Source organism: Roseibium sp. (assembly GCF_050301095.1).
Taxonomy (GTDB): Bacteria; Pseudomonadota; Alphaproteobacteria; order Rhizobiales; family Stappiaceae; genus Roseibium.
Genome location: NZ_JBNKYW010000260.1, coordinates 1 through 23,922, shown reverse-complemented (window position 1 = coordinate 23,922; position 23,922 = coordinate 1). Strand labels below are relative to the sequence as shown.

At 61.5% G+C, this 23,922-nt stretch carries 23 protein-coding genes and 1 pseudogene; 11 read left to right on the top strand and 13 right to left on the bottom strand.

All coding sequences use genetic code 11. The features are described 5' to 3' along the window. Positions 1 to 381: amidase family protein (locus tag ACQY7U_RS22505; RefSeq protein ID WP_428649647.1), on the top strand; the 381-nt coding region annotated here is incomplete at its 5' end. A gap of 54 nt (positions 382 to 435) precedes the next feature. Here ACQY7U_RS22505 and ACQY7U_RS22500 read toward each other — a convergent pair. After that, positions 436 to 1,197: a hypothetical protein gene (locus ACQY7U_RS22500; RefSeq protein WP_428649644.1), complete on the bottom strand. Its 762-nt coding sequence runs from the start codon at positions 1,195 to 1,197 to the stop codon at positions 436 to 438. 159 nt (positions 1,198 to 1,356) lie between these two features. On the opposite strand from ACQY7U_RS22500, the gene ACQY7U_RS22495 reads away from it, so the two are divergent. Next, complete coding sequence (locus ACQY7U_RS22495; RefSeq protein WP_428649641.1) at positions 1,357 to 2,097, top strand: GntR family transcriptional regulator; 741 nt, start codon at positions 1,357 to 1,359, stop codon at positions 2,095 to 2,097. Between the two features lie 77 nt (positions 2,098 to 2,174). Here ACQY7U_RS22495 and ACQY7U_RS22490 read toward each other — a convergent pair whose 3' ends face one another. From ACQY7U_RS22490 to ACQY7U_RS22455, 8 genes are all read right to left on the bottom strand, one after another. Beyond that, the gene (locus ACQY7U_RS22490) at positions 2,175 to 3,368 is read right to left on the bottom strand and encodes a pyridoxal-phosphate-dependent aminotransferase family protein (RefSeq protein ID WP_428649638.1); all 1,194 of its coding nucleotides are present in this window, start codon (positions 3,366 to 3,368) and stop codon (positions 2,175 to 2,177) included. Between the two features lie 149 nt (positions 3,369 to 3,517). Further along, entirely contained in the window at positions 3,518 to 4,933 is a 1,416-nt protein-coding gene (hydA, locus tag ACQY7U_RS22485; RefSeq protein WP_428649635.1) for a dihydropyrimidinase, read from the bottom strand. Beyond that, the gene (locus tag ACQY7U_RS22480; protein WP_428649632.1) at positions 4,926 to 5,681 is read right to left on the bottom strand and encodes a GntR family transcriptional regulator; all 756 of its coding nucleotides are present in this window, start codon (positions 5,679 to 5,681) and stop codon (positions 4,926 to 4,928) included. The genes hydA and ACQY7U_RS22480 overlap by 8 nt, the downstream gene beginning before the upstream one ends. Further along, a complete protein-coding gene (locus ACQY7U_RS22475) occupies positions 5,665 to 6,417 on the bottom strand; it encodes an aspartate/glutamate racemase family protein (RefSeq protein WP_428649629.1) in 753 nt (250 codons plus the stop codon). Before ACQY7U_RS22475 ends, ACQY7U_RS22480 begins: the two co-directional genes overlap by 17 nt. Positions 6,418 to 6,490: 73 nt before the next feature. Then, a complete protein-coding gene (locus tag ACQY7U_RS22470; RefSeq protein ID WP_428649627.1) occupies positions 6,491 to 7,771 on the bottom strand; it encodes a TRAP transporter large permease in 1,281 nt (426 codons plus the stop codon). Continuing rightward, entirely contained in the window at positions 7,768 to 8,304 is a 537-nt protein-coding gene (locus tag ACQY7U_RS22465) for a TRAP transporter small permease (protein WP_428649624.1), read from the bottom strand. Before ACQY7U_RS22465 ends, ACQY7U_RS22470 begins: the two co-directional genes overlap by 4 nt. After that, on the bottom strand, positions 8,304 to 9,287 hold the full coding sequence (locus ACQY7U_RS22460) for a TRAP transporter substrate-binding protein (protein ID WP_428649621.1): 984 nt from the start codon (positions 9,285 to 9,287) through the stop codon (positions 8,304 to 8,306). Before ACQY7U_RS22460 ends, ACQY7U_RS22465 begins: the two co-directional genes overlap by 1 nt. A 121-nt stretch (positions 9,288 to 9,408) precedes the next feature. Then, positions 9,409 to 9,660: a hypothetical protein gene (locus ACQY7U_RS22455; protein WP_428649618.1), complete on the bottom strand. Its 252-nt coding sequence runs from the start codon at positions 9,658 to 9,660 to the stop codon at positions 9,409 to 9,411. Between the two features lie 804 nt (positions 9,661 to 10,464). Here ACQY7U_RS22455 and ACQY7U_RS22450 point away from each other — a divergent pair. The 9 genes from ACQY7U_RS22450 to ACQY7U_RS22410 all read left to right on the top strand — a co-directional run bounded on the left by ACQY7U_RS22450 (position 10,465) and on the right by ACQY7U_RS22410 (position 20,383). Beyond that, complete coding sequence (locus ACQY7U_RS22450; RefSeq protein ID WP_428649615.1) at positions 10,465 to 11,136, top strand: GntR family transcriptional regulator; 672 nt, start codon at positions 10,465 to 10,467, stop codon at positions 11,134 to 11,136. A gap of 87 nt (positions 11,137 to 11,223) precedes the next feature. Further along, positions 11,224 to 12,087, top strand: a complete 864-nt coding sequence (locus ACQY7U_RS22445) for an FAD binding domain-containing protein (RefSeq protein WP_428649613.1) — start codon at positions 11,224 to 11,226, stop codon at positions 12,085 to 12,087. Then, on the top strand, positions 12,084 to 12,581 hold the full coding sequence (locus ACQY7U_RS22440; RefSeq protein WP_428649610.1) for a (2Fe-2S)-binding protein: 498 nt from the start codon (positions 12,084 to 12,086) through the stop codon (positions 12,579 to 12,581). The genes ACQY7U_RS22445 and ACQY7U_RS22440 overlap by 4 nt, the downstream gene beginning before the upstream one ends. After that, on the top strand, positions 12,578 to 14,887 hold the full coding sequence (locus ACQY7U_RS22435; protein WP_428649607.1) for a xanthine dehydrogenase family protein molybdopterin-binding subunit: 2,310 nt from the start codon (positions 12,578 to 12,580) through the stop codon (positions 14,885 to 14,887). The genes ACQY7U_RS22440 and ACQY7U_RS22435 overlap by 4 nt, the downstream gene beginning before the upstream one ends. Beyond that, positions 14,887 to 15,960: a CobW family GTP-binding protein gene (locus ACQY7U_RS22430; protein ID WP_428649650.1), complete on the top strand. Its 1,074-nt coding sequence runs from the start codon at positions 14,887 to 14,889 to the stop codon at positions 15,958 to 15,960. The genes ACQY7U_RS22435 and ACQY7U_RS22430 overlap by 1 nt, the downstream gene beginning before the upstream one ends. A 340-nt stretch (positions 15,961 to 16,300) precedes the next feature. Next, the gene (locus tag ACQY7U_RS22425; protein WP_428649605.1) at positions 16,301 to 17,227 is read left to right on the top strand and encodes an amidohydrolase family protein; all 927 of its coding nucleotides are present in this window, start codon (positions 16,301 to 16,303) and stop codon (positions 17,225 to 17,227) included. 32 nt (positions 17,228 to 17,259) lie between these two features. After that, positions 17,260 to 18,204, top strand: a complete 945-nt coding sequence (locus ACQY7U_RS22420) for an amidohydrolase family protein (protein WP_428649602.1) — start codon at positions 17,260 to 17,262, stop codon at positions 18,202 to 18,204. 66 nt (positions 18,205 to 18,270) lie between these two features. Next, positions 18,271 to 19,659 carry a UbiD family decarboxylase gene (locus tag ACQY7U_RS22415; RefSeq protein WP_428649600.1) on the top strand — a complete coding sequence of 463 codons (1,389 nt, stop codon included), beginning with the start codon at positions 18,271 to 18,273 and terminating at the stop codon, positions 19,657 to 19,659. Between the two features lie 85 nt (positions 19,660 to 19,744). Continuing rightward, on the top strand, positions 19,745 to 20,383 hold the full coding sequence (locus ACQY7U_RS22410) for a UbiX family flavin prenyltransferase (RefSeq protein ID WP_428649597.1): 639 nt from the start codon (positions 19,745 to 19,747) through the stop codon (positions 20,381 to 20,383). 319 nt (positions 20,384 to 20,702) lie between these two features. Here the strand turns inward: ACQY7U_RS22410 and ACQY7U_RS22405 are convergent, their stop codons facing one another. The 4 genes and pseudogenes from ACQY7U_RS22405 to ACQY7U_RS22390 form a co-directional block, all read right to left on the bottom strand. After that, complete coding sequence (locus ACQY7U_RS22405; protein WP_428649595.1) at positions 20,703 to 22,073, bottom strand: amidohydrolase family protein; 1,371 nt, start codon at positions 22,071 to 22,073, stop codon at positions 20,703 to 20,705. Then, a complete protein-coding gene (locus tag ACQY7U_RS22400; protein ID WP_428649592.1) occupies positions 22,070 to 22,852 on the bottom strand; it encodes an ABC transporter permease in 783 nt (260 codons plus the stop codon). The genes ACQY7U_RS22405 and ACQY7U_RS22400 overlap by 4 nt, the downstream gene beginning before the upstream one ends. Before the next feature lies 1 nt (position 22,853). Beyond that, entirely contained in the window at positions 22,854 to 23,645 is a 792-nt protein-coding gene (locus ACQY7U_RS22395) for an ABC transporter ATP-binding protein (RefSeq protein WP_428649589.1), read from the bottom strand. A 2-nt stretch (positions 23,646 to 23,647) separates the two neighbouring features. Then, positions 23,648 to 23,922, bottom strand: a pseudogene (locus tag ACQY7U_RS22390) (ABC transporter substrate-binding protein); the annotation flags it as partial.

Genomic DNA, 23,922 nt, shown 5'->3' with positions numbered 1-23,922 from the left:
GCCAAGGTTCCGGCCCGCGACCTCTATGCCGCTCTGGAAGAGGTCCGCAGGCTGCGTGCGCGTGTCTCGCAGGTCTTTGGCGAATGGGACGTGATCATGACCCCGTCGTCCGCAGCGCATCCCTGGCCCGCTGCCGAGGTTTTCCCGGATCGGATAGACGGCAGGGAAGTCGGGCCCCGGGGCCATGCCGTCTACACGGGCTGGGTCAATGCCTGTGGCCATCCCGGACTGACGGTCCCCGCCAGACCGGGCGCACAGGGGCTTCCCATCGGCGTGCAGCTGATCGGGGATCTTTATTCGGAAGACATGCTGTTGCCGCTGGCGCAGACCATGGAGACGGCCGGTCCTGGCTGGCGCTGGCCGAAGTATGCGCTTTGCTGATCGAGGCAAGGATTACAACCGCTGCCGGAACGGTCCCGGCAGCGGCAATCGCACTCATGGAAAGCTGACCGCGACCTCTCCCAGTCCCTCGATCCATCCGCGCACGTCCGTCCCGGCCTCGATATAGGGCAGGCCGTTCAGGGAGCCGGTGATGGCCACCTGGCCGGGCTGCAGCCCGCCGCAATGCGTACCTGCCAGGTCAACCAGCTTGCAAAGGTTTTCAAAGGCGTCGCCTCCGGGAACCGGCACGGTCCCGTCCAGCACGCGGGTTTCGCCGAAGTCCAGCGTTGCAGTGGCCCGCGTCAGGTCAAGGTCCTGCCAGTCGGTGCGCTCAGGTCCCACCACAAGCCCGCCGTTCAGCTGGTTGTCGGCAAGGCGCAGCATGGGAGAAACGGTGTTCGGGTCCTCCAGGCGCGTCAGGACAACCTCTATCACGGGAACCAGGGCGACACTGTCACGCAGCTTCTGCCGGAAATCCGCCGAACCTGGAGCCGGAAGCGGTTTCAGGATCCTGAAGCCGATTTCAAGTTCGACGCCGACAAGGTCTCCGGCAGGCGTGGGGAAGGAGGCGCCCGATGGCCGGATGTCGGACGCATAGATCGGTGCCATGATCACAGGCTGTCCGGGTTTGCAGGCCACCTTGAATGCCCCGGCCGGCCCGAAGCGCTCCGCCATGGCTTCTTGCACAATGTAAGCCTCCTCGAGGCTGACGGCGCCGTTCCGTTCAAGGCTGGCGTCCGCCATGGGCCCACCGCTACGGGCACCGGCGAGGACGTTGATGAGTTGTTCTACCCGTTCTGTCTCGACTGAAGTCATGTTTTCCTTTCTGAATTCAGGGTGTTGTCACGAAGAGATAATTTCTGATGACGATTTTCTCAGTTCATTGAAAAAAAAGAGAAAAGCCCGTATTTGACCCGGCAGAGCGGAGATGCGAGAAATAGGCGAATCCTGGGCAGGGCGAGCCTGGAAAAGGGAATGAACGGTATGGATGCCAAGACGCCGGCGCAAAGGCGCAGAAGGTACAACGCCAAGGGCAAGCTGATCATCAGCCGCCTGTCGTTGCATGAGCAGGTGGTCAATCAGCTGCGCGACATGATCATTTCCGGGGTTTTGCCGACCGGCGAGAAAATCCGATTCAACGAGCTGGCGGAGGAACTGCAGGTTTCCCTGACGCCGTTGCGCGAGGCAATGAAGGTGCTGGCCGGAGAACAGCTGGTCGAATTGATGCCCAACCGCGGGGCGCGTGTCGCGCCGATTACCGTGGAAGGCACCCGGGAGCTCTTCGAAGTGATTGCGGGCATCGAGGCGCTGGCCGCTGAATATGCAGCCACGCGGATCACCGATGAGCAACTGGCCGAGCTTGAGGAAATCCAGGAAACCATGCGCGGCCACCATGAACGCGGAGAAAAGGCCCCTTACTTCGAACTTAACCGCGAAATTCATGACAAGATCGTTGAATATGCCGGCAACGACATTCTTGAAACGATCCGGTCCCAGCTTGCCCGGCGCGCGGAGCGGGCGCGCTTCATCTCCGTGGAATCCGGCGCCCATCGTATCGAGGCGATGCAGGATCACGATGACCTGATGCAGGCGCTGCGGGACCATGACCCGAAGGCGGCACATGAAATCTGGCGGCGGCATCTTCTGAGTTCCGGCGAGGAGACCTGCCGGATACTGAAGGACTGGGAAGCGCAGCGGGCGCAGGCTGAAGGTTAGCATCTGTCGGCTCATGCAACTGAAATAACCGGGAATGGGCGGCCGAAGGGATCGGCCGCCGATACGATCGCGGCTGGTCAGGCTGCCCTGGTACACGCCTCGCCGCGGGCAGCGTCCGCAAGGTAGTCGAGCGCGGCCTGCACGCCACCGGCCTGATGCGGCACGCCGGCAAGCTTCAGCCCCATTTCGACACCGCTCAGCGTACCGGCCAGCATCAGGTCGTTGAAGTCTCCCAGGTGGCCGATCCGGAAGACACGGTCGGCGAGTCGACCGAGGCCGTTGCCAAGGGACATGTTGAGCCGCTCGTGCACGACCTTGCGGAACGCATCGGCCGAATGCCCCTCGGGCATCAGCACAGCCGTGAGCGAACCTGAATAATGCTCGGGCGTCCGGCAAAGAACCTCCAGTCCCCAGGCGCGAACGGCGCGCCGTGTCGCTTCGGCATGACGCTGGTGCCTGGCGAAGACGTTGTCCAGGCCTTCTTCATGCAGCCGGTCGACGGCGGCAACGAGGCCATAAAGGAGATTGGTCGCGGGCGTATAGGGAAAAAAGCCGGTCTCGTTCGCCTTCAGCATCTCCTCCCAGTTCCAGTAGGAATGACGCAAGCCGCTGCCTTGTGCGCTCACTTTTGCCTTTGCGCTGATCGCATTGAAGGACAGGCCCGGAGGCAGCATCAAGCCCTTCTGCGATCCTCCGACGCTGACATCCACGCCCCATTCGTCGTGCCGGTAATCGATCGATCCGAGCGATGAGATGACGTCCACCATCAAGAGGGCAGGGTGCCCGGCCTCGTCGAGTGCGGCGCGGACATCGGCTATCCGGGACGTGCAACCGGTCGAGGTCTCGTTGTGGACGACGCAGACCGCCTTGATGGCGTGGCCGGTGTCATTCCGGAGCGCTTCGGCAATTGCCGGAACATCCGCCCCCGTGCGCCAGTCGGTTTCGATCACCTCGGGTTCCAGCCCCAGCCGAGTTGCGAGCCGGAGCCAGAGCGAGGCGAACTGTCCCGTTTCGCACATCAGCACCTTGTCGCCGGGGCTCAGGGTATTCACAAGGGCGGCCTCCCAGGCGCCGGTTCCCGAGGCGGGATAGATGATGACATCGCTGGCCGTCTTGAAAACCGACTTCGCCCCCTCCAGGGCCCGGCGTCCCAGGTCGCCGAATTCGGGACTGCGATGATCCATCGTCGGATGGTCCATGGCCCGGAGGACGTTGTCGGGCACATTTGTGGGGCCCGGTATTTGAAGAAAGTGACGGCCTGGCTTGAACATTTGGATACTCCCGGCTTGAAGAAATGAACTGCCGGCAGAGCGTACACAATTTATGATTTTTAATCAAATAACAAATAAACAATTGAAAATAATATAGAATTATAAATTCATTGGAGCGCCAACCGATGGCGCCCCATGTGGTGTGGTGGTCAGACGAATTCGGAAGGCTGCCGGGTCAGGTAGGTTCCGTCGCCCGCCGTGCCGGTGACCTCACCATCCTTGGCAACCGTCTTGCCGCGCAGGATGGTGCGGACCGGCCAGCCGGTGATTTCCATGTTCTCGTAAGGGGTGTAGTCGGAACCATGATGCAGGTCCTCCTGCCTGATGCAGGCGGTCTTGCCGGCGTCCCACAGCACGATGTCCGCATCGGCGCCGACCACAATCGATCCCTTGCGGGGATAAAGGCCGTAGATGCGGGCCGGGTTGGTTGCCGTCAGGGCGACGAAGCGCTCCGGCGTGATCCGGCCCTTGCTCACCCCCTCGGAAAACAGGATGGGCAGCCGGGTTTCGATGCCCGGAACGCCGTTCGGCACCCATTTGAAGGACGTGCGCGCATTCGGGTTGTTCTTGCCGGTGTTGTCCGGCCCGTCAAACCGGAAAGGCGCATGGTCGGAGGAGAAAACGTCGAAGGAACCGTCGGACAGTCCCTGCCAGATCGCCTCCTGGCTGGGTTTGTCGCGCGGGGGCGGCGAGCAGACGTATTTGGCGCCCTCGAAATCCATGTTGAGACCGGCCAGGTCCTCCCTGGTGAGGGCAATATACTGCGGGCATGTTTCCGCCAGTACCTTCAGGCCGCGGCGCCGGGCCCACTGGATCTGTTCCAGCGGATCGGGGCCTGACACATGCACGATCATGATCGGGGTGTCGGTCAGCTGGGCATGGCTGATCGCCCGGTGGGTTGCTTCCCGTTCCGCGATCTCCGAATGCGCGATGGCGTGGTAATAGGGCGCGGTCTTGCCCTGTTCCTCCAGCTTGCGCGTCATGTGCTTGATCGCGTCATGGCCTTCGGCGTGAACCATCACCAGCGCCCGCTCGCGGCGGGCGACCTCGAACACCTCCAGCAGCTCGCTGTCGTCCAGCTTCAGGTCATCATAGGTCATGAAGACCTTGAAGGACGTGTAACCGTCCTGGATCAGGGCCGGCAGCTCCTGTCCCAGGACATGGGGGGTCGGATCCGTGACGATCAGGTGGAAGGACACATCGATCACGCAGTTCCCGTCCGCCTTCGCATGATAACCGTGGACGCATTCGCGCAGGGACTTGCCCTTTTCCTGCAGGGCGAAAGGCAGGACCGTGGTGTTGCCGCCTGCGGCTGCGGCGCGGGTGCCGCTTTCGAAGTTGTCGGCCATGACGGTGCCGTCGCTGGTCGGCTGGGACAGATGCACATGAGCGTCGATGCCGCCGGGCATGACGAGCAGTCCGCGGGCGTCGATTTCTTCCGCCGCTCCGGTGATTTCCTCAGCTATCCGGGCAATGCGCCCGTTCCTGATGCCGATGTCGGCGACATAGCGGTCCGAGGCCGTCACGATGGTGCCCCGCCGGATGGAAAGATCGAATTCAGGCATTTTGGGTTCTTTTCACTTTGGCATTTAACTGTGACACGGGACGTGCTTCCTGCTCGGCAGCCAGGATCCGGCAGACCTCGTCACCGGAATTCTGAAGATGAATGCGCCAGGCGCGCCGGGCATCGTCGGGCGAACCGGCCCGCAGGGCCGCCATCATCCGTTCGTGTTCCTCAAGGGCCGCATTGCGACGGCTGCCCTCCCTGACGGCGACGTAGCGCACGCGCTTGGCGTGCAGTGCCAGCTTTGCGCGAACATGGCTCAGGATCGGGTTTTCGGCGCACTCGACGATCAGGTCGTGGATCTGGCTGTTCAGCGTGAAATAGGCATCGTCGTCGTGATCCTCGAAACGCTGGATCATTTCGCCGTGCAACTCTTCCAGGCGGGCGAGGTCGGCGGCGGTCATCCGGGCGGCCGCAAGTTCGGCGGCCTGGGACTCAATCCCCGCCATGACCTCGAACAGCGCCCGCGCATAGTCGGCCGTGACCGGCGCAACCACGGTGGGGCGGTTGGGGGTCAGTTCGATCAGCCGCTCCTCCGCCAGAATCTTCAACGCTTCCCGCATTGGCGTCAGGGACACGTCAAGCTTGCGGGCGAGGGCCGCGATCTGGAGTTTTTCGCCCGGTGCCAGACGGCCGGTCACGATCAGGTCGCGCAAGAGATCCGCCACCTGGTCGTGAAGCGGCGCCCGGCTGATGGAGCCGCGTCTGCGCGGCTTCATCGCGGTCGCGGCGTTAGCGGGCGGGCTCATGGGCGATCCGGGCAGAGAGAGCAGGGCTCAGTCCGACGGAAGGCTTGGCCGCCGGACGGCGGAAACTGCCGCGGCTCGCCTTGGCGGGGCGCAGCCGGGCCAGGGTCTCCGCCTGACCGATCGCAGCTTCCGCACAGTCGACCAGCGGCACCGGCACACGGTCGCGCAGGGAGGCCGCAAGTCCTGCCAGCGGGGCACCTGCAAGTACGATGACGTCGACCTGTCCGCCGGCCACTACCTCGTCGCACAGGGCGGCCAGGTGTTCGGCCTTTTCCTCCTGCACGTCGTTGACCGACCGGAAGGTCCCGGCAAGCGTGTGGACGCCGGCACAGCGGGCCTCCAGCCTGTGCCAGGCGACGCACTCCCTATACCAGGGTTCGAGTGCATCGGCGAAGGTGACGATCGCAAAGCGCCCGCCGAGCATGCAGGCCGTCAGCATGCCTGCCTCCGCCAGCCCGATGACGGGCAGGTCGAAGAGTTCGCGTGCTGCCCCAAGTCCGGGGTCGCCGAAGGCTGCGACAATGGCGGCATCGTAGTCGGCGTGGCGTTCGGACAGGATCTCCAGGACGGACACGCCACCGATCAGGGCTTCCGTCCGGGTGGAAATATAGGGCACTCCGGTTGGTGCGGTGATCGTGTCCAGCACGGTATCCGGCGCCATGACCGTACGGGCTGCTTTCTCCAGCCGCTCGGTTACCCCGGCAGACGTGTTGGGATTGATCATCAAAATACGCATTTTGGTCTCTCGAATTTCTTGATCTGGTCCGCGGACGGACCGAAGGATGATTTGCTGTTCAGGCGCGTCCGTCTCAGTACCCAAGCGTCCGGGGCAACCAGGTCACGATGCCCGGGAAAATCAGGCACAGCACCAGCACGGCGTACTGCAGGACGATGAAGGGCCAGACGCTGCGGATCAGGGTGGCCATCGGCACGCGGGTCACACCGCTCATCACGAAGAGCACGACTCCGACCGGCGGGGTCATCATTCCGATGATCAGGTTGAAGACGAAGAGAAAGCCGAACAGAAGCGGATCGATGCCGAAGCTGATGGCTACCGGCGCGAACAAGGGCACCAGCATGATGTAGGCGGCGTTGGATTCGATGAACATGCCGACCACGATGAGCGTCGTCATCACCAGCAGCAGGAAGAGCATCGGGCTCGAGGTGACGTTCTCAAGGAAGTCCGCCAGGGTCGCCGGAACCATGTCGATGGTGAAGAGGAAAGTGACACCGGCGGCAAAGGCGATCAGCGCGCCGACCATGGCAGCCCCGACGGCTGCGTTGAACAGCGAGGGTATCAGGTCTGACAGTGTCAGCTTGCGGGTAACGAAGAAGCCGATGAGAAGGGCATAGGCGACCGCGATGCCGGCGCCTTCGGTGGCGGTGAAGACGCCGCCGACAATACCGCCTACAACAACGAACGGCATCAAGAGGACAGGCAGGGCCCGCCAGGTTTCGCGCAAGGCATTGCCGAGCTGGAAAGTTTCGCCGGTGAGCTTGTAGCCCTTGCGCCAGGAAATCCACGAGCCGAGCGCCATGAAGCCGAGGGTGAGCAGGATCCCCGGCACGATGCCTGCCATGAACAGCCCGCCGACCGAAACGGTGGAACCGGCCATCAGCGCATAGACAATCATCGCGTTGGAGGGGGGAATGATCGCGCCGAGGTTGGCGGCGGAGGCGACGACCGCGCTGGAAAAGCCGTCGTCATAGTTCTTGCGCAGGGCGGGGACCAGGGTGGAGCCGAGTGCCGAGGCTGAGGCGACCGCGGCGCCGGAGACGGCCGCCAGCATCATGCCCGCGACAATGGCCACATGCGCCATGCCGCCATGCAGCCGGCCGACGATGGAATTGGAAAAGTCCACCAGACGCTGCATGATGCCGGCCCGAACCATCAGTTCGCCGGCCAGCATGAACAGCGGGATTGCCATCAGCGGAAAGGAATCGACCGAATGCATCATGCGCTGGGGCAGGACGGAGAGTTCGATGCCGCCGGCCAGGAGGCCGCCGAGCGAGGCGAAGCCGAGGGCAAAGGCAAGCGGCATGCCCATCAGGGCAAGCGCGAAAAAGATCAGGATAACGGTGAGGGTCATTGCGGAGCCTCCTCGGCCCAGGTGTCCCGGCCGCCCCAGGCGAGCAGCATGAGATGCAGCACGGAATGGACCGCGGCAATCAGAACGGCGATGTAATAGACGGCGGACGTCAGGTTCAGCGTCGGCATCATCTCCGGCCAGGTGTAGGCGGTGACCTGAACGCTGACATAGAAGATCACGATCATCAGAACGGCGCCGAGCACCGCCGACAGGCGGAACAGATGATCCTGCACCCGCTTGGAAAACTGCACGACAAGGGCATCGATACCGACATGGACCCCGTGACGGATGCCATGGGGAATGGCCAGGAACATGGCCCAGACGAAGGCCAGGCGGGCAACTTCCTCGGACCAGTCGATCGCGCTGGAAAAGGCATAGCGGAAGATCACCTGGACGACGACAAGACTGGTCATCACCGCCATGGCCGCGATCACCGTGCCCTTGGAAACACCGTCAATCCGGCGCAGCGCCGACTGGCAGCGTCTGAAAAGGAAGCCCGCTCGCGCGGGCTCCACATGTGTGCGGGCAGACATCAGTTGGCCGCCTGTTCAAGAACGGTGTCGATGATGGCCGGGTCGATGCGGTTCTTCAGTTCGTCCACCACCGGTGCCGTCAGCTCACGCAGCAGGCCGCGGACATCGTCCGGGATCGCGGTGAAGACCATGCCGGCTTCGACCAGCTGGCCGCGCGAGGCCTCGTCTTCAGCGGCTGCCTGCGCCCGCTGCCACGCCACAGCTTCTGCCGCCGCTTCACGAAGCGCCGTCTGCTGTTCAGCGGTCAGCCGGTCGAACTTGCGCTTGTTGACCACCAGGGCGATGTAATCGAAGAAGTGATTGGTGTCGGACAGATAAGTCTGCACTTCCTCGAACTGGCGGCTTTTGATGATGGAGTAGGGGTTTTCCTGGCCGTCCAGGACACCCTGTTGCAAGGCCGAATAGACTTCCGAGATCCCCATCGAAACCGGGTTGGCGCCGATGGCGCGGAAGGTCGCGAGATGGGTTTCATTGGGCTGCAGACGGATTTTCAGGCCCTTGAAGTCCTCGACCTTTTCGATCGGCCGGGTGTTGTTGGTCACGTTGCGAGAACCGAGCTCCATCCAGCCGAGGGCAACGAACCCGTGTTCGGCCAGCTTTTCGGACAGAATGTCGCCGACCTCGCCGTCGATCACCTTGAAGGCCGTCTCCCGGTCCGGATAGGCAAAGGGCAGGGAGACCGCTTCCAGTTCCGGAACCGTGCGCGACAGGTAGGCCGTGCCGATCCAGGTGCCGAAGATCACGCCGGTGCGGACCTGGTCGACGTTCTCCTTCGCGCCGCCAAGCTGCATGGCCGGAAAGCTGGCGATTTCAAGGTCACCGCTGGTTGCCTTGGCAACGGCTTCGGCGAACATCCCGATGGCTTTGGAGCTCGAGTGTTCGACCGGGAAATTGCCTCCGATACGCAGGGTTTCGGCGAGGGCCGGCGTCGCTGTGATGCAGAGGGCGGCAAGCGCGCTGATGCAGGTGTTCTTCAGGTTCATGGAATGGGTTCCTCCTCGTAACCAGCTGGGATCATGCTAGTGGGCCGAGTATTTGGAATCGAGTCGAAAACCGCAAGATTATTTTTTGTTTTTTATTATATTTTTTATAACACATTGTTATTTATGGATTTTGTAAATTTAATTGAAACGCTCTTGGTGTCTTGGAGGTGCGTTTTGAATTGGCGCGTTCGTGCCGGCATAGGTAGTCCTGACAGGAGCAGGCGGCGGCGATGGCGCTGCGGCTGCCTTCGTTGCCGAACGCGCCGCCGGACAAAACGGCGCTTGCGATGCCCTTACTGTCACCCGATCCATTTTCCGAGGCACCATCGGCAAACGACAAGGAAGCCATTGAAGCCGATGCAAAGGCAGCCACAAGCAGAGTTTTTTCAGTCCATCCTCCATGAAAGGTTTCGAAGGATGCACGCGGGCATCCCTATGGCGGATCATTCCCGATGTGCCGTTTTTGAGGGCGTCACGGAAAAGCGGCGCTCACGGAACAGGGTCGTGTCGTTTCGCTGAAACGGATGGAGCGACATTCTCGGAGGTTCTGCCGGGTCTGGCCATATGATCGCGGGTAGCCGGGTGCAGCTGAAAGGAAGCAAGCTGTCCTTATCCGGAAACTTTTGCGTCACTCTCGGACTCCGCTTCCGGGAAGGTTTGAACCGCCCGGGGTTTGCTGGACGCTGTTTGGTTTCAGTTATGCGGCTGCTGGAAGATCTTGTCAGAAGCAGAAACTCCTCGCCGCCCCGGCGGGCGAGTCTGTCGCTTGCTCTCAACTCACCGGTTATCACCATTGCGACCTGCTCAGGACATCCCGCATTCCTCTCCGATTGAGCAATCACGCCAGTCTCTCCCGCTGGAAGCTTTTTCCAGAGATTGCAGGAGCGTCTTGTTCGCTCCGAAACAAACCGTCCTGGCATCTCTGGAGCTTTTGCCGGCCGGGCGGCAGGCCGCACTTGTCTTTGGGTACAGGTGAGGGAGCTCGCGCGTGATAGGTGGTTACCTGGCCGCCAACAATGCGCTCGATGAAAGAATTGTTTAATAAATTATTGTTTTTAAATGTGAAAATAAAGATTGTTGACAAAAAAATAAGAGACTCATATTGTGTCGATGAACAGTTGAAGAGGGTCCGGTGAAACAGTCGCCATTCCGCAGGCCGCCTGCACGCAGATCAGAGTTGAAAAGTGGACCGGCCGCGGAAGAACGGGTCTTTTCCGTTGTTGTCGAGGCGGTTCAGGCGCAAAGGCTGTTGCCCGGTGAGCGTCTGGTCGAGAGGGAGCTGGCGGACGTTGCCCGCGCCAACCGGCAGGCCATCAGGAACGGCTTGCTGCGGTTGAAGAACGCCGGATTGGTGGAGATCAGCCGGAACAAGGGTGCGCGGGTCGCTCAGTTGACCACGGACGAGGCCGTGCAGGTATTCGAAACCCGTATAGTGATCGAGACGGCGTTGCTCAAAAAGCTTGCGGAACAATACGACGAGACTGCTGCCGCGGCGTTACAGGCCATCGTTCGGGCGGAAGGAGCCGCCTATGACGAGGGCAGGATCCAGGAAGCCCGTCACCATTCGCGCAGTTTTCATATGGAATTCGGTCATCACGCCGGGAACCAGTACATGTCGCGGTTTCTCGACGACCTGATCAATTGCCAACCGCTTCTGTTGCAGTTTCGGGACGGGAAACCGTCCGAATTCTCCGGCCACGCGCTGCACATCAAGACCATGGGCGCGTTGGCGCGGGGCGAGGGAGACGAGGCGGCGCACTACAACACCGAACTGCTGAATGCGCTGCAGGCCGAAATGTTGCGGGACATAAAGTCCGCCGAAGAGCACGGAGGCGCTCCGCCCCCCTGAACGTACGAACCGACTGGCGTAGCCCCCTTTGGATAAGCGGCCGGATTTTCCAACCGCGCGCCGCTTGCGCAAACCAAGGGAGTAATCATGCGACGCTTCGCCTATCATGAACCCTCCACACTCGAGGAAGCCTCGAAGCTTCTGGTCGAGTTGGGTGAAGATGCCTATGTCTTTGCGGGAGGAACGGATCTCCTCGTCGAGATCCGCGAGAGGCTCCGGAAAGTCTCTCATCTGGTCAATATCAAGTCGATTCCGGGCCTTCGCGATATCGGCTGGGATCCTGCCACGGGGTTGACCTTTGGCGCGCTGGTTACGGCGCGTGAGCTGGAAACCCTGAAAGGCGTTCAGCAAACTTACCCGAATTTTGCCGAAGCGTTGCGTTCCCTGGGATCGATCCAGGTACGCAACAGGGCGACTGTCGTCGGAAATATCTGCCGCGCCTCGCCGTCCGCCGATACCATTCCGCCACTGATCGCGGATGGGGCGGTCATTCACTACTACACGCCGCAGGGGATGCGTCGGGTACCACTCAGCGACTTCTTCACCGGACCGGGCCGCACGGTGCTCGGGCGCGGGGACATTGCCACCGGCATCGTGCTTCCCGCTCCCAGACCGAACAGCGTCCGCGCCTATATCAAGCACGGACGCCGGAAGGCGATGGAACTGGCGACTGTCGGGGTGGCAGTCAGCATCGACCGTGACGGAGACCGCTGTACCGAAGCGCGCATCGCACTCGGGGCGGTTGGCCCCACCGTTTTGCGCGCAACGGGCGCCGAGGCCGTTCTTAACGGCGCTCTCCTCAATGACGAAATCATCAATCGCGCCGGCATGCAGGCCATGGCCGACTGCACCCCGATCAGCAACGTTCGTGCCAGCGCCGACTATCGCCGCGAAATGGTAGGGGTTCTGACCCGCCGCGCGGTCAGAACCGCACTGGAGGTCTCCTCATGAAACAGATTGTCGAACTGACCGTTAACGGTGATCCGCGCGAATTGATCGTCGAGGAACATCGCTCTCTTCTGGATACGCTCCGTGAAGAGGCCGGGATGACCGGCACCAAGAAGGGCTGCGACGTCGGCGATTGCGGAGCCTGTACCGTCCTCGTCGAGGGGCAACCGGTCAACGCCTGCCTGATGCTTGCCGTGGAAGCGCACGGCAAACGGATCGAGACTGTCGAAGGTCTGCAGAACGGAAGTGATGATCTGCACCCCTTGCAGGATGCATTCATGCGTCACGGCGCTTCGCAATGCGGCTTCTGCACGCCCGGCATCCTGATGATGGCGAGAAAGCTGCTCGAGGAAAACCCGGATCCGACCGATGAAGAGATCCGTTTCGGCCTCAGCGGCAACATCTGCCGATGCACCGGTTACACCAAGATTTTCGATGCGATCCGCAGCGCTGCGCAGGAAATGCGGAAGGTCCGCGAGACGGAGGTCACCTCATGAACATTTCTACTCCAAATCTTCAAAAGGAATTCCGGATCGTCGGCAAGAGCGTCAAGCGAGAAGACGTGATCGAGAAGGTAACCGGCGAAGGCACCTATGTCGCCGATCTGAAGCCGGTCGGCATGCTCTACGGCAAGATAAAGCGTGCGGATGTTGCCCATGCACGGATCAAGCGCATCGATGTTTCCAGGGCGCTCGCCTATCCGGGCGTGAAGGCGGTGCTGACCCATGAAGATGTGCCGCGCGTGCTGCACTATGGATCGCCGCACCCACGTTCCGCGTCCTGTACCAGGGACCAGTATATCCTCGACAACAAGGTAAGGTTTCAGGGCGAGGGCGTTGCCGCGATTGCGGCTGTCAGCGAAGAGATCGCGGATGAAGCGCTCGATCTCATCGAGGTCGAATACGAAGAGCTTCCCGCCGTCTTCACACCTGAAGAGGCGGTCCTGCCGGGCGCGCCGCTCATCCACGATGTCGGACCGGGGGGGAACCTTGTCCTTGATCCGGTGAAGGTTGAGCGCGGCGATGTCGAGAAAGGCTTTGCCGAAGCCGACTTCATTCTCGAAGGCGAATTTTCAGGCGGACGTCCGGTTCCGGCCTATATGGAGCCCAACGTTTGCCTGGCCGATTGGGACGGCTCCAGCAAGCTGACCTTCTGGACCTCCACGCAGAGCTCATTCATGGTGCGCGGTATTCTGGCCGAGGTGCTGGGACTGCCGGTCAACAAGGTGCGGGTTCTGGTTGATCACATGGGAGGCGGTTTCGGCGCGAAGCAGGACTGTTTCCAGCACGAATTTCTTTGTGCGCTTCTGGCGAAAGCCACCCGGCGCCCGGTCCGCATGGAGTTCACCCGGCACGAGACCTTCATTGCCGGCCGCTCGCGCCATCCCTTCAGGCTCTGGCTGAAGCAGGGGTTCCGGAACGACGGCACCATCACCGCACGTGACATGAAGATCGTCTATGACAGCGGAGCCTACGGATCGCACGGACCAGGTGTGACGACGGTCGGCACCAATTCCGCCACGTCGCTTTACCGCTGTGAGAATGTCCGGCTCGAAGGGCGCTGCGTTTACACCAACACTCCGATCGCCGGGGCCTTCCGCGGATATGGCGTGGTTCAGACCTATTACGCCCTCGATATCCAGATGGACGAGGCGGCCGTGCGGCTCGGGGTGGATCCGGCGGAACTCAAGCTGAAGAACGCCGTGCGCGAGGGCGACATTGCACCTTCGGGGCATCCGATCGTCGGGCACGGGCTTGAAGCCTGCATTCTGCACGGCATAACCGGATTTGATTGGAAGGGCAGAAAAAACCGGAACCGGACGAGTGTCCCGGACCGGCCGCAGCTGAAAAAAGGTGTCGGCATCGGCTGCGAGATGCATGGCTCTTCCGCCTATCCCGGGATCAGGGAGCAAGGCAACGCCATCGTGAAAGTGAACGAGGACGGCTCGGTCACCCTGATGACGGGTGCCGCAGGACTTGGGACGGGCGCCCACACGGCTCTCGCGCAGATCGTGGCCGAAGAAATGGGTGTGCGCTTCGAAAGTGTCTCCGTGGTACATGGCGATACGGATGCGGTGCCCTGGGACATCGGCGCTTTTGCCTCGCACACAACCTATCTCGTCGGCAGCGCCGCCAGGATTGCCGCCGGCAAGGCTCGCGAAGGCGTCTTGGAACGGGCATCGTCCAAATTCGACCTGCCGGTCGAAGATCTGACGCTGGTCGACGGCATGATCTGTGTCGCGGGAAAGCCCGATGCCGCCATGACAATGGCCGAGGCAATGGGCCCCTCAAGAGGTATCCCCGCGGCGAATATCCTTGGCAACGGCACCTATGAGCCGACCAAGTCCTATTCCTTCGCCGCGCATTTCGTCGAAGTTACAGTCGACACCGAAACGGGGCTCGTTCAGGTCGACAGGGTGATGCCGGTGCATGACGTCGGCAAGGTGATCCACCCGATTGCCGCGCAAGGACAGATCGAGGGCGGTATCCAGCAGGGGATCGGGCACACCTTGAGCGAGGACTACGTCATCGACACGTCCACCGGCCGATCACTCAATGCCGGCCTGGTCGACTACAAGATGCCGCTCTCCATGGACATGCCCGAGATCGAAACCGTCATTCTGGAAGCAGCCCCTGATCCGTCAGGCCCCTGGGGCGCCAAGGGCGTGGGCGAGGATCCCATCATCGCGATTGGCCCAGCCATTGCCAACGCAATCCATGACGCCATTGGCGTCAGGTTCCACCACTATCCGATAACCCCCGAAGACATTCTCACGGCACTGAAACAAAAGGAGGGTCAATGATGCAGGTCCACCAGATTGAAAAGAACAAGATCCCGATCACGATCCTGACCGGCTTTCTCGGGTCGGGCAAGACGACGCTGCTCAACTACATCCTCACCGAAAAGCACGGACACCGCATTGCCGTGATCGAGAACGAGTTCGGAGAAGTCGACGTGGACAGCGATCTGGTGCTCGCCTCCGAGGAGGAAATCTATCAGATGCAGAACGGCTGCATCTGCTGCTTCGTCGATGTGCGCAATGACCTGATTGACGTCATGAACAAGCTTCTGAAGCAGAAGGACAAGTTCGATCACATCATTGTCGAGACTTCCGGCCTTGCCGATCCGACACCCGTTGCAACGGCGTTTTTCGCGGACCGCGGCGTTGCGGAAGAAGTCAGTCTGGACGCGATCGTCACGCTGGTCGACGCCAAGCACATAGACCAGCACCTTTATGATCCGGTTCTGGACGGCCGCGACAACCAGGCGGTCGATCAGATCGTCGCCGCCGACCGGATCATCGTCAACAAGGTGGATCTGGCTTGTGACGAAGGCCTGCAGTCGCTTGAAAAGGACCTCCGCAATCTCAACCAGACGGCGCCTATCCTGCGGTCGAATTACGGTGTGGTCGATCTTGATAACATTCTGAATGTCAACGGCTTCCGTCCGTCCTATCTGCGTGAGCGTGCGGAACTGCTGCAGATCGACATGGATGGGGACGAGAACCACCATCACAACCACGATCACAGCCACAGCCACGATCACGATCACAGCCACAAGCACGGGCACCTTCATGACGAGACGGTCACCTCGGTGAGCTTCACTTTTGACCAGCCCTTTGTGCTGGAAAAGCTCCAGGCCATGCTGACCGACTATCTTGAGGAACGCGGTCCGGCAGCCTTTCGAACCAAGGGCATTCTTTCGATTGCCGGGGAAGACCGGTTCTTCGTGCTGCAGGCGGTTCATCAACTCTTCGACTTGCGTCCGGACAATCCCTGGCAGGACGAACGCCGGCGCTCGAAGATCGTCTTCATCGGCCGCGATCTGGAGCGCGAGGAACTGGCCGCCAAACTCTCAGCCTGCCTGATCGACTGATCCCATCTCCTTTCGTCGAGAGGCAGGAACCTGGCCCGCGCATTCCCGGTGCGCGGGCCTTTTTGTTTAAAGAAAGTTGAATAAAAATAATTAGTTAGATTTGATTGTTGACAATCATAGATTCGAGTGATTTAGTAGTCCACAGAGTAGAAGCGCAGCCAATTGCTCACAAACCGTTGAGAGGTGAGGCTGCGATGTCATATCCCCCCAAAGCTTTCAATCGCATCAAGGGCAAGCCGGTCGAGCGCCGTTTTGCCGCGCCCAAACCGTTCGCAGTCGTCTGCAGCGGTGCCGGGGACATGTGCATTGCATCCAGGCGCCCCATCACAGGAGTATCCTCATGATTATCGACCTGAGTTGCTATCCGACGGATCTCGTCGATCTGGCCTGGCGCCACGATGGCGAGCCGTTTACCGGAGAGCGGCTGCTGAAGATGATGGACGGCCCCTTTTATGTGAACGGCAAGCCACGCCGTGTCGACAAGGCGTTCATCCAGCCGCCGCAGGGCAACACGATCTACACAGACGGCATCCATGAAAAGGAAGGCAAGGCGGCCATCCGCGAGTACATGGCCTATACCGAGAAGATGGTCTGCGAACACCCGGACCGTTTCATCGGCTGCTTCGTCTACAATCCGCGCTACGGCACGAAGAACGGTGCCGAGGAAATCGAACGCTATGTCAAGGAGTTCGATTTCAAGATGGTACAGCTGCAGGCCAACATGCATGCCTATCGCCCCGACCGGGCGCTGGACTGGCTCCGGCCTGCCATGCGCGTGTGCGCCGATCTCGGTGTGATGGTCAAGCTGCACACCGGTGACGGGCCGTATTCGATCCCGACGGAGTTCGTGCCGATCATCCGCGAGTTTCCGGAAGTGGATTTCATTCTCGCGCATTTCGGTGTGCAGACCGGTGGCGTCTACACGTTCGAGCCCTTCCAGATGGCGATGGACGAGCCCAATGTCTACGCCGAAAGCGGCTGGTGCCTGCAGTCCCGGATCGTGGAATTCGCCAAGGAACTGCCGAAGCACAAGATCCTGTTCGGCACCGACACGCCGCCGAACGAGCCGGGCATGTGGATCAACCTGCTCGAAGTGCTTTGCCACGAGCCGCCGCAGGGTCTGAACCTCGATGAAGACACGCTCGAGGACTATCTCGGCAACAACGTCGCCCGGATGATCGGCCTGGATCCGACCCCGCCGCCGCGCTCGGTTGCCGAGGCTGAAGCCTACCTGCGCGGCAAGGCAGCTCTCGAGCCTGCCGAATAAGCCGCGACCGAAAGATTTCAAAGGACAAACAGATGATTATCGACACCCATCTCCACCCCACCAACCTGGTGGACGAGGCCTGGCGTCACACGGGGGAACCCTTCACCGGCGAGCGCATGCTCAAGATGATGGACGGTCCCTACATGATCAACGGCAAGCCGCGCCGGATCGACATGGGCTTCATTCAGCCGCCCCCGGGCAACACCGGTTACCGGGACGGCAACCGCATGGGCCGCGAGGGCATTCGCGATTACATGTCCTATTGCGCGGAACTGTGCCAGAAATATCCGGACCGTTTCATCGGCAACTTCAACTACAACCCGCGCTGGGGCCCGGAAAACGGGGCCGCCGAAATCGAGTACCACCACAAGGAATACGGTTTCAAGATGATCAAGCTGCATGCGAACATGCATGGCTATCGTCCTGACCGTGCCCTGGACTGGTTGCGGCCGGCAATGAAGAAATGCGCCGAGCTGGGCATCGTGGTGCTGATCCACACCGGCGACGGACCCTACACCATCCCGACGATGTTCTATCCGATCATCCGGGAATTCCCGATGGTCAACTTCATCATCGGCCACTTCGGCATCCAGACCGGCGGCAACTACAGCTTCGAGGCGTTCTGGATGGCAATGGACACGCCCAACGTCTACTGCGAGAGCGGCTGGTGCTTCCAGTCGAGGATCGTGGAATTCGCCCAGCAGTTGCCCCGGCACAAGATTGTGTTCGGCACGGATTCTCCGCCAAACGATCCCGGCATGTGGCTGCGTGAACTCGAGGTTCTCTGCCATGAGCCGCCGCACGGAATGAACCTCTCCGAAGACGATCTGGAAGGCTATCTCGGCAATAACATCGCCAAGCTGGTCGGCATCGATCCGACGCCGCCGCCGCGCGATCTGAGGGACGCCGAAGCCCGCCTGAAGGATACCTATGCAGGTGTGGACCGGGCAACCGGCCGGCACCTGGAACTGGCCTGAGCCAGGGGCGGCGGCGCGGTTGCAGCCCGCGCCGCCGCCATGACAAAACTTTGGAAGGCGCCAGAGATGTTGAAGAAAGTTAGCTCCGGTTTTCACCCGCAGGACGTCCGGAATTTTCTGGAGAACTATGCGGCCTCTTGTCCTGAGGATGTGATTGCGATCGACGCGCCGGTTTCCGACAATCAGGACGCAACCGCGCTGATCTGGGCACTGGCCGGGCAGGGGCGGCAGCCACTGCTGCGGTTGAACAACGTGAACGGGCTTCGGGCGCCGGTCGTCTGCAACGTGTTCGGATCGCGCCGCCGGATCGCACACCTGTTCGAGACCGATGAGCCAGGCCTGCACGCGGCCTATCAGGCAAGGTCCCGCGCAGCTGTTGCACCGAAGGAGGTCTCCACCGGTCCGCTCATGGAACAGGTACTGACGGGGCAGGACGTCGATCTGAACACCTTGCCGATGCTCCAGCACTTCGAGACCGACCGGCAGAAATACATTACCTCCGGCATCATCATCGGAGAGCATCCGGAAACCGGGATCGGCAATCTTTCCTATCACCGGGCAATGATCCATGCGCCCAACCAGCTCGCCACCTCGCTGCATTCGCGGGGACACCTCTGGCGCCTGTTGAATCTTTCGAAGGAAATGGGCCGGCCCATGCCGGTGGCCATGGTGATCGGCGGCCACCCGCTCTTCATGCTGGCGGCCTCCGCGCGGCTCGCTTTCGAGGAGGACGAACGCAACATTGCGGGCGGACTGATGGGCGCGCCCCTGGAGGTGGTGAGAACACCGAAATACGGTATCCGCGTTCCCGCCCAGGCTGAAATCGTCCTGGAAGGCGTGATTGATCATGAAGCTGTCGTGGAGGAAGGCCCCTTCGGCGAATTCACCGGCTATTCCTCCGACCGGTCTACCAACAATCTTCTTACCGTCGAGACGATCCTGCGCCGCAGGGACCCGATCCTGGTGAGCGTTGCCGGTGGCAACTCGGCCGAACACCTGAACCTCGGCCGGGTTCCTCGCGAGGCGGAGATGGTGGAAAAGCTCAAGGCGCGTTTTCCGTCGGTAACGGCAGTGCATTACCCGTCTTCGGGAACCCATTTTCACGCCTATGTGGCCCTGAACCAGAGCCGGGAAGGCGAGGCACGGCAAGTGATGCTGGGTCTCTTGGGATGGGATCAGTACCTGAAGAACGTGATCGTGGTCGATGCCGACGTGGACATCACCCGCGACGAGGAGGTGTTGTGGGCGGTGTCGGCACATTTCCAGCCGCATCGTGACGTGGTGATCGTCGAAGGGCTGCCGGGCAACGCGCTGGACCCGTCGGCGAGCGGGATAGGAACCACCTCGCGCATGGGGCTCGATGCCACGCGCGGGCCGGACTTTCACGGCACAAGAGCCCTGATTTCCGAGGCCGCAAAGGCACGCGCGGCAGCCTTGCTGAACGGGCTCCATTAAAGCACGCCAGAAACGGCGACAGCCGTTTCGAGACAAAGCAGGCGGCGGGGCAGCGAGAAGGTCGTCGGACAGAAAGGAGTTCGAAATGAACAACCAGGATTCCAGACGGATGATCGTCGGCATCTCCGGTGCCTCGGGCGTGATCTACGGCAAGCGCATGCTCGAAACGCTGCGGGAGCTGGGCATCGAGACCCACCTGGTCATGTCCAGTGCCGCCCGCCTCACCATGGCACATGAGACCGATTTCACGCCGCGCGATCTTGAGGCCATGGCTTCCGTCACCCACTCCAACAAGGACATTGGCGCAGCCTGCGCCTCCGGATCCTTCCGCACGATGGGAATGGTCATCGCGCCGTGTTCGGTGAAGACCATGGCTGAGATCGCCTGCGGGACAACCTCGTCTCTGCTGGCGCGGTCTGCCGACGTGGTGCTCAAGGAACGGCGCAGGCTCGTCCTGATGTTGCGCGAAACCCCGCTGCATCTGGGCCATTTGCGCAACATGACGTCCGTCACGGAAATGGGCGCAATCATCTACCCTCCTGTGCCGGCGTTTTACGCCCGTCCTGCCAGCCTCGATGAAATGGTAGATCATACGGTTGGGCGCGTTCTGGATCTCTTCGACATCGATACCGATCTGGTGCGCCGCTGGTCAGGTGGACGGCCTCGCTCGGCGGATATCGCAGCAGTGGACCTGCCACAGCAGGGCCTGCGGGCCTCCAGGTAACTGCCGCTGCGGGCAATGGCTAAGCGGACATCCGGATCTTCCAAAACGCTTCACCTCTCTCCTTCCAACAGGCGAGGGGTGTTTTCTCTTGGAACCGGCCGGGCAAGAAGCCGGCCGTGATGACCCGGACTGGGTAGGTTGGGAAGCACCGGGAGGGACTGTTGCCGATGGCGACCGGTCAAACCGGGCCACGGCACGAGGATGCGCCGTTCAGCTTCGGGGGATGTCACGGGATATCAGGAGAAGTCCGGATGGTTTCAGGCAAGCGGTCTCGATGAAAAAAGAAGGTGCGGGAAGAGACTGGCTCTTCCCGCGTCTTTCAGGCTGCTGCCTTGAGTTTGTTGACGACTCGGAGGGCTTCGTGGCGCAACCTTTCCAGGTCGAGCCAGGGGAGGGTTCCGTCCTGGACAACAGGCCGGCCGCGTACGAAGGAATGGCGTACGCACAGATCTCCGGCCGAGATGACAGGGCTGATGGCCTGGTCATGCTGACCGAAATAGCGCGGCCGGTTCAGGTCGAAGATCGCAAGATCTGCACTCTTGCCCGGCTCGATGGTGCCGATCGTGTCGAACCCGAGCGCCTTGGCACCGCCCGCCGTGGCCCAGCTGAGCACGGTCTCGGCCCGGCTGGCTGCCGCTTCCTGTTCGGAAGCACGCGGCAATGCAAAAGCGAGGTAGAGCGTCGTGCCCATGTCCGCGGCTTCGTTGGCCGCGGCCCCGTCGACTGCCAGCGAAACCGTTCCGCCGGCCGCGTGCAGACGGGACGTCGGGGCAACGCCGGAGCCCAGCCGTGCGTTTGCCTGCGGGCAGTGCGCCATGGCCGTGCCCGTCTCCGCCAGGAGAGCTATTTCGCTCTCGTCTATCTCTACCAGATGTGCATACCAGACATCCTCGCCCAGCCAGTCGTGCTCGGCGAGCCAGTGCACCGGCCGCTTCCCGTATTTGCCCATCGTGTAGTCGACATAGTCCATGTTTTCCGACAGATGGGAATGAAGCCGCAGGCCGAGACCGCGGGTGACGGAACGAACTTCGCGCAAGGCTCCGTCCGGCAGGGCAAAGGTTGGCGTGGTCGGTGCGAAGGCGACCCGGCGCATGGCATCAGGTGCCGGGTCGTGCCAACGCCGGGCGGCGCCGGTCACAGCGTCGATCATGCCGTCCAGCGTTTCGACCGGAAGCGGTGGAACGTCGTCGGTGTCATATTTCCTGGCCTGCGTCGCCCCGCCGCGCGCCAGCAGGAAACGCATCCCGAACTGGTCCGCGACATCGAAGAGCACTTCGTTCGGGTCGAAATCGTATCGGTCCGAGTAGAAGTAATGATGGTCCGCGACGGTCGTGGCGCCGCTGAGCGCGAGTTCCGCCAGGCCTACCATGGCGGACACCCGCATTACGTCGCCGTCCAGCAGATGCCAGTGCGACACCGGCACGAGCCGCAGCCAGGTTGCCAGCCGTTCGTTCATGCCGGAAGGCACGGCCTTCAGACAGCTCTGGAACAGGTGGTGATGTGTGTTGACCAGACCGGGTGTGACAACACACCCGCCGGCATCGATAATCCGCTCCCCCGGTTTGCCCTCGAGCTCACCGATTTCCCTGATTATTCCCTTCTCGACCCGGATCGCGCCCGAGGCGCGGGCCTCCTGACCGGTCTTGCCGGTCAGGATTGCCTCCGCGTTCTTGATGAGGAAGCTCGTCATCTACCCTCCCCCGGCAGGCTCCACGGAAAGAACCGCCGCTGAACCTGTGAAATCGTCTGGAAGAGCGTGAGAGACATCAGCACCAGGATGCCGAGCCCGGCCCAGGCTTCCGGTATCTTGAACAGGGATGTCGAGAACTGGATGAAATAGCCGATCCCCTGTTCCGCCGCGACGAACTCCGCAACGACGGCCCCGATCACCGAGAGCGTGACGGAGATCTTGAGGCCCGAGAAGATATACGGGATCGCAAAGGGGATCCTGATCTGGGTGAACTCACGGATCAGGGGAGCCTTCAGCGAATGGCTGAGTTCGATCAGTTCCTCCGGCGTAGCCTTCAGACCGGTAGTCATCGAGACGACCAGGGGAAAGAAGGAAATCAGGAAGGTGATCAGGACACGGCTGAGGTCGCCGGATCCGAGCGTTACGATGATGATCGGGGCCACGGCCACGATCGGCGTTGACTGGATCACCACCAGCAGCGGGTAGATCCCGGTCGACACCAGGCGGGAGCGCGTCAACACGATCGCCAGGGGCAGGGAAACCGCGATGGCCGACAGGAAGCCGAGCATGGCCACGCGCAGCGTCGCCCAGATGTGGCTCAGCCAGCGCGACGCGGTCACCGCGTCGAAGCCTTCGGCTATCCGGCTGGGCGCCGGCAGCAGGAAGGCCGGAATGGTCAGAAGCCTGGTGCTCAGCTCCCAGACGACAAGGATGGTCAAGAAGGTCAGGCCCGGCAGCAGGCCCGGCACCCGGTTGAAACGGTTGAAGGTATCGGCCATGTCAGGCAGCCTTTCTCGTCATCAGGAGGTTGCGCAAATGGGCTGCAAGATCCTGCATTTCACTCAATCGCATGGAGTCCGCGGTCCGAGGGCGCGGGGCCGGGACTTGCAGGTCCTCGGCCACACGGGCACCTGGCCCGTTGCTCATCACGATGACCCGATCGGCCAGCAGGACCGCCTCGACGATGGAGTGGGTGATGAACATTACGGTCTTGCGGTGCTCCTGCCAGATGTTGAGCAGTTCGAAGCCCATTTCCTCGCGGGTCAGGGCATCCAGAGCAGAAAACGGTTCATCCATCAGCAGGATGTCGGGGTTGTGCAAAAGGGCGCGGGCAATCCCGACCCTTTGCTGCATGCCGCCCGAAAGGCGGCCGGGCCTGCGGTTTTCAAGGCTGGCCAGCCCGACCATCTTCAACAGCTCATGCGCCCTGTCGCGCTGCGCCGGCGTGACACGGCCGTATTTGTGTTTCATCGGAAACACCACGTTGTCTTCAAGTGTAGCCCAGGGAAGCAGCGTGGGTTTTTGAAACACTATGCCGATGTTGTCGCGCGGTTCCTTGACGGGCGTCCCGTGGACTTCAACCAGGCCCGAGGTCGGTTTAAGAAGACCGGCGACCAGACGCATCAGGGTCGATTTCCCGCATCCCGATGGGCCCAGAACCGCAATGAACTCGTGGTCCTGAATGCTCAGATCGACATGTTTCAGGGCGACCAGCTCTCCGGCGCGCGTGTCGAATTTCATTTGCACGTCGCAGAACCGGATTGCAGGTGTTGGTGAGTTGACAACGGCCATGCTCAATTCTCCTGAAGGAAATCGCGATTGACGATGGTCTCCGGATCCAGGGCTTCGGCGTCGAGGCCCTGTGCCGCGGCGACACGGCTCCAGGTTTTTGCCAGCCGTTCCTGATCCAGCGTGCCAAGTCCTTCAGCCTCCGTCACTTCGTTGAAGATCAGGGCCAGAGCGTCGGCGAGGCTTTCCGCGGCGTCTCCCGCATCCAGCTCGGGCACGGCATCGGCCACCGCCTGTGCGGCATCTGCAGGATTATCGCGGGCATATTCGATGGACTTGC

Coding starts and splice junctions, on each gene's coding strand:
- ACQY7U_RS22415 (WP_428649600.1), top strand. CDS start 18,271: ATGTTGAAGAAAGTTAGCTCCGGTTTTCACCCGCAGGACGTCCGGAAT.
- ACQY7U_RS22420 (WP_428649602.1), top strand. CDS start 17,260: ATGATTATCGACACCCATCTCCACCCCACCAACCTGGTGGACGAGGCC.
- ACQY7U_RS22395 (WP_428649589.1), bottom strand. CDS start 23,645: ATGGCCGTTGTCAACTCACCAACACCTGCAATCCGGTTCTGCGACGTG.
- ACQY7U_RS22445 (WP_428649613.1), top strand. CDS start 11,224: ATGCGACGCTTCGCCTATCATGAACCCTCCACACTCGAGGAAGCCTCG.
- ACQY7U_RS22475 (WP_428649629.1), bottom strand. CDS start 6,417: ATGCGTATTTTGATGATCAATCCCAACACGTCTGCCGGGGTAACCGAG.
- ACQY7U_RS22400 (WP_428649592.1), bottom strand. CDS start 22,852: ATGGCCGATACCTTCAACCGTTTCAACCGGGTGCCGGGCCTGCTGCCG.
- ACQY7U_RS22495 (WP_428649641.1), top strand. CDS start 1,357: ATGAACGGTATGGATGCCAAGACGCCGGCGCAAAGGCGCAGAAGGTAC.
- ACQY7U_RS22500 (WP_428649644.1), bottom strand. CDS start 1,197: ATGACTTCAGTCGAGACAGAACGGGTAGAACAACTCATCAACGTCCTC.
- ACQY7U_RS22410 (WP_428649597.1), top strand. CDS start 19,745: ATGAACAACCAGGATTCCAGACGGATGATCGTCGGCATCTCCGGTGCC.
- ACQY7U_RS22470 (WP_428649627.1), bottom strand. CDS start 7,771: ATGACCCTCACCGTTATCCTGATCTTTTTCGCGCTTGCCCTGATGGGC.
- ACQY7U_RS22460 (WP_428649621.1), bottom strand. CDS start 9,287: ATGAACCTGAAGAACACCTGCATCAGCGCGCTTGCCGCCCTCTGCATC.
- ACQY7U_RS22425 (WP_428649605.1), top strand. CDS start 16,301: ATGATTATCGACCTGAGTTGCTATCCGACGGATCTCGTCGATCTGGCC.
- ACQY7U_RS22440 (WP_428649610.1), top strand. CDS start 12,084: ATGAAACAGATTGTCGAACTGACCGTTAACGGTGATCCGCGCGAATTG.
- ACQY7U_RS22430 (WP_428649650.1), top strand. CDS start 14,887: ATGCAGGTCCACCAGATTGAAAAGAACAAGATCCCGATCACGATCCTG.
- hydA (WP_428649635.1), bottom strand. CDS start 4,933: ATGCCTGAATTCGATCTTTCCATCCGGCGGGGCACCATCGTGACGGCC.
- ACQY7U_RS22465 (WP_428649624.1), bottom strand. CDS start 8,304: ATGTCTGCCCGCACACATGTGGAGCCCGCGCGAGCGGGCTTCCTTTTC.
- ACQY7U_RS22490 (WP_428649638.1), bottom strand. CDS start 3,368: ATGTTCAAGCCAGGCCGTCACTTTCTTCAAATACCGGGCCCCACAAAT.
- ACQY7U_RS22435 (WP_428649607.1), top strand. CDS start 12,578: ATGAACATTTCTACTCCAAATCTTCAAAAGGAATTCCGGATCGTCGGC.
- ACQY7U_RS22405 (WP_428649595.1), bottom strand. CDS start 22,073: ATGACGAGCTTCCTCATCAAGAACGCGGAGGCAATCCTGACCGGCAAG.
- ACQY7U_RS22480 (WP_428649632.1), bottom strand. CDS start 5,681: ATGAGCCCGCCCGCTAACGCCGCGACCGCGATGAAGCCGCGCAGACGC.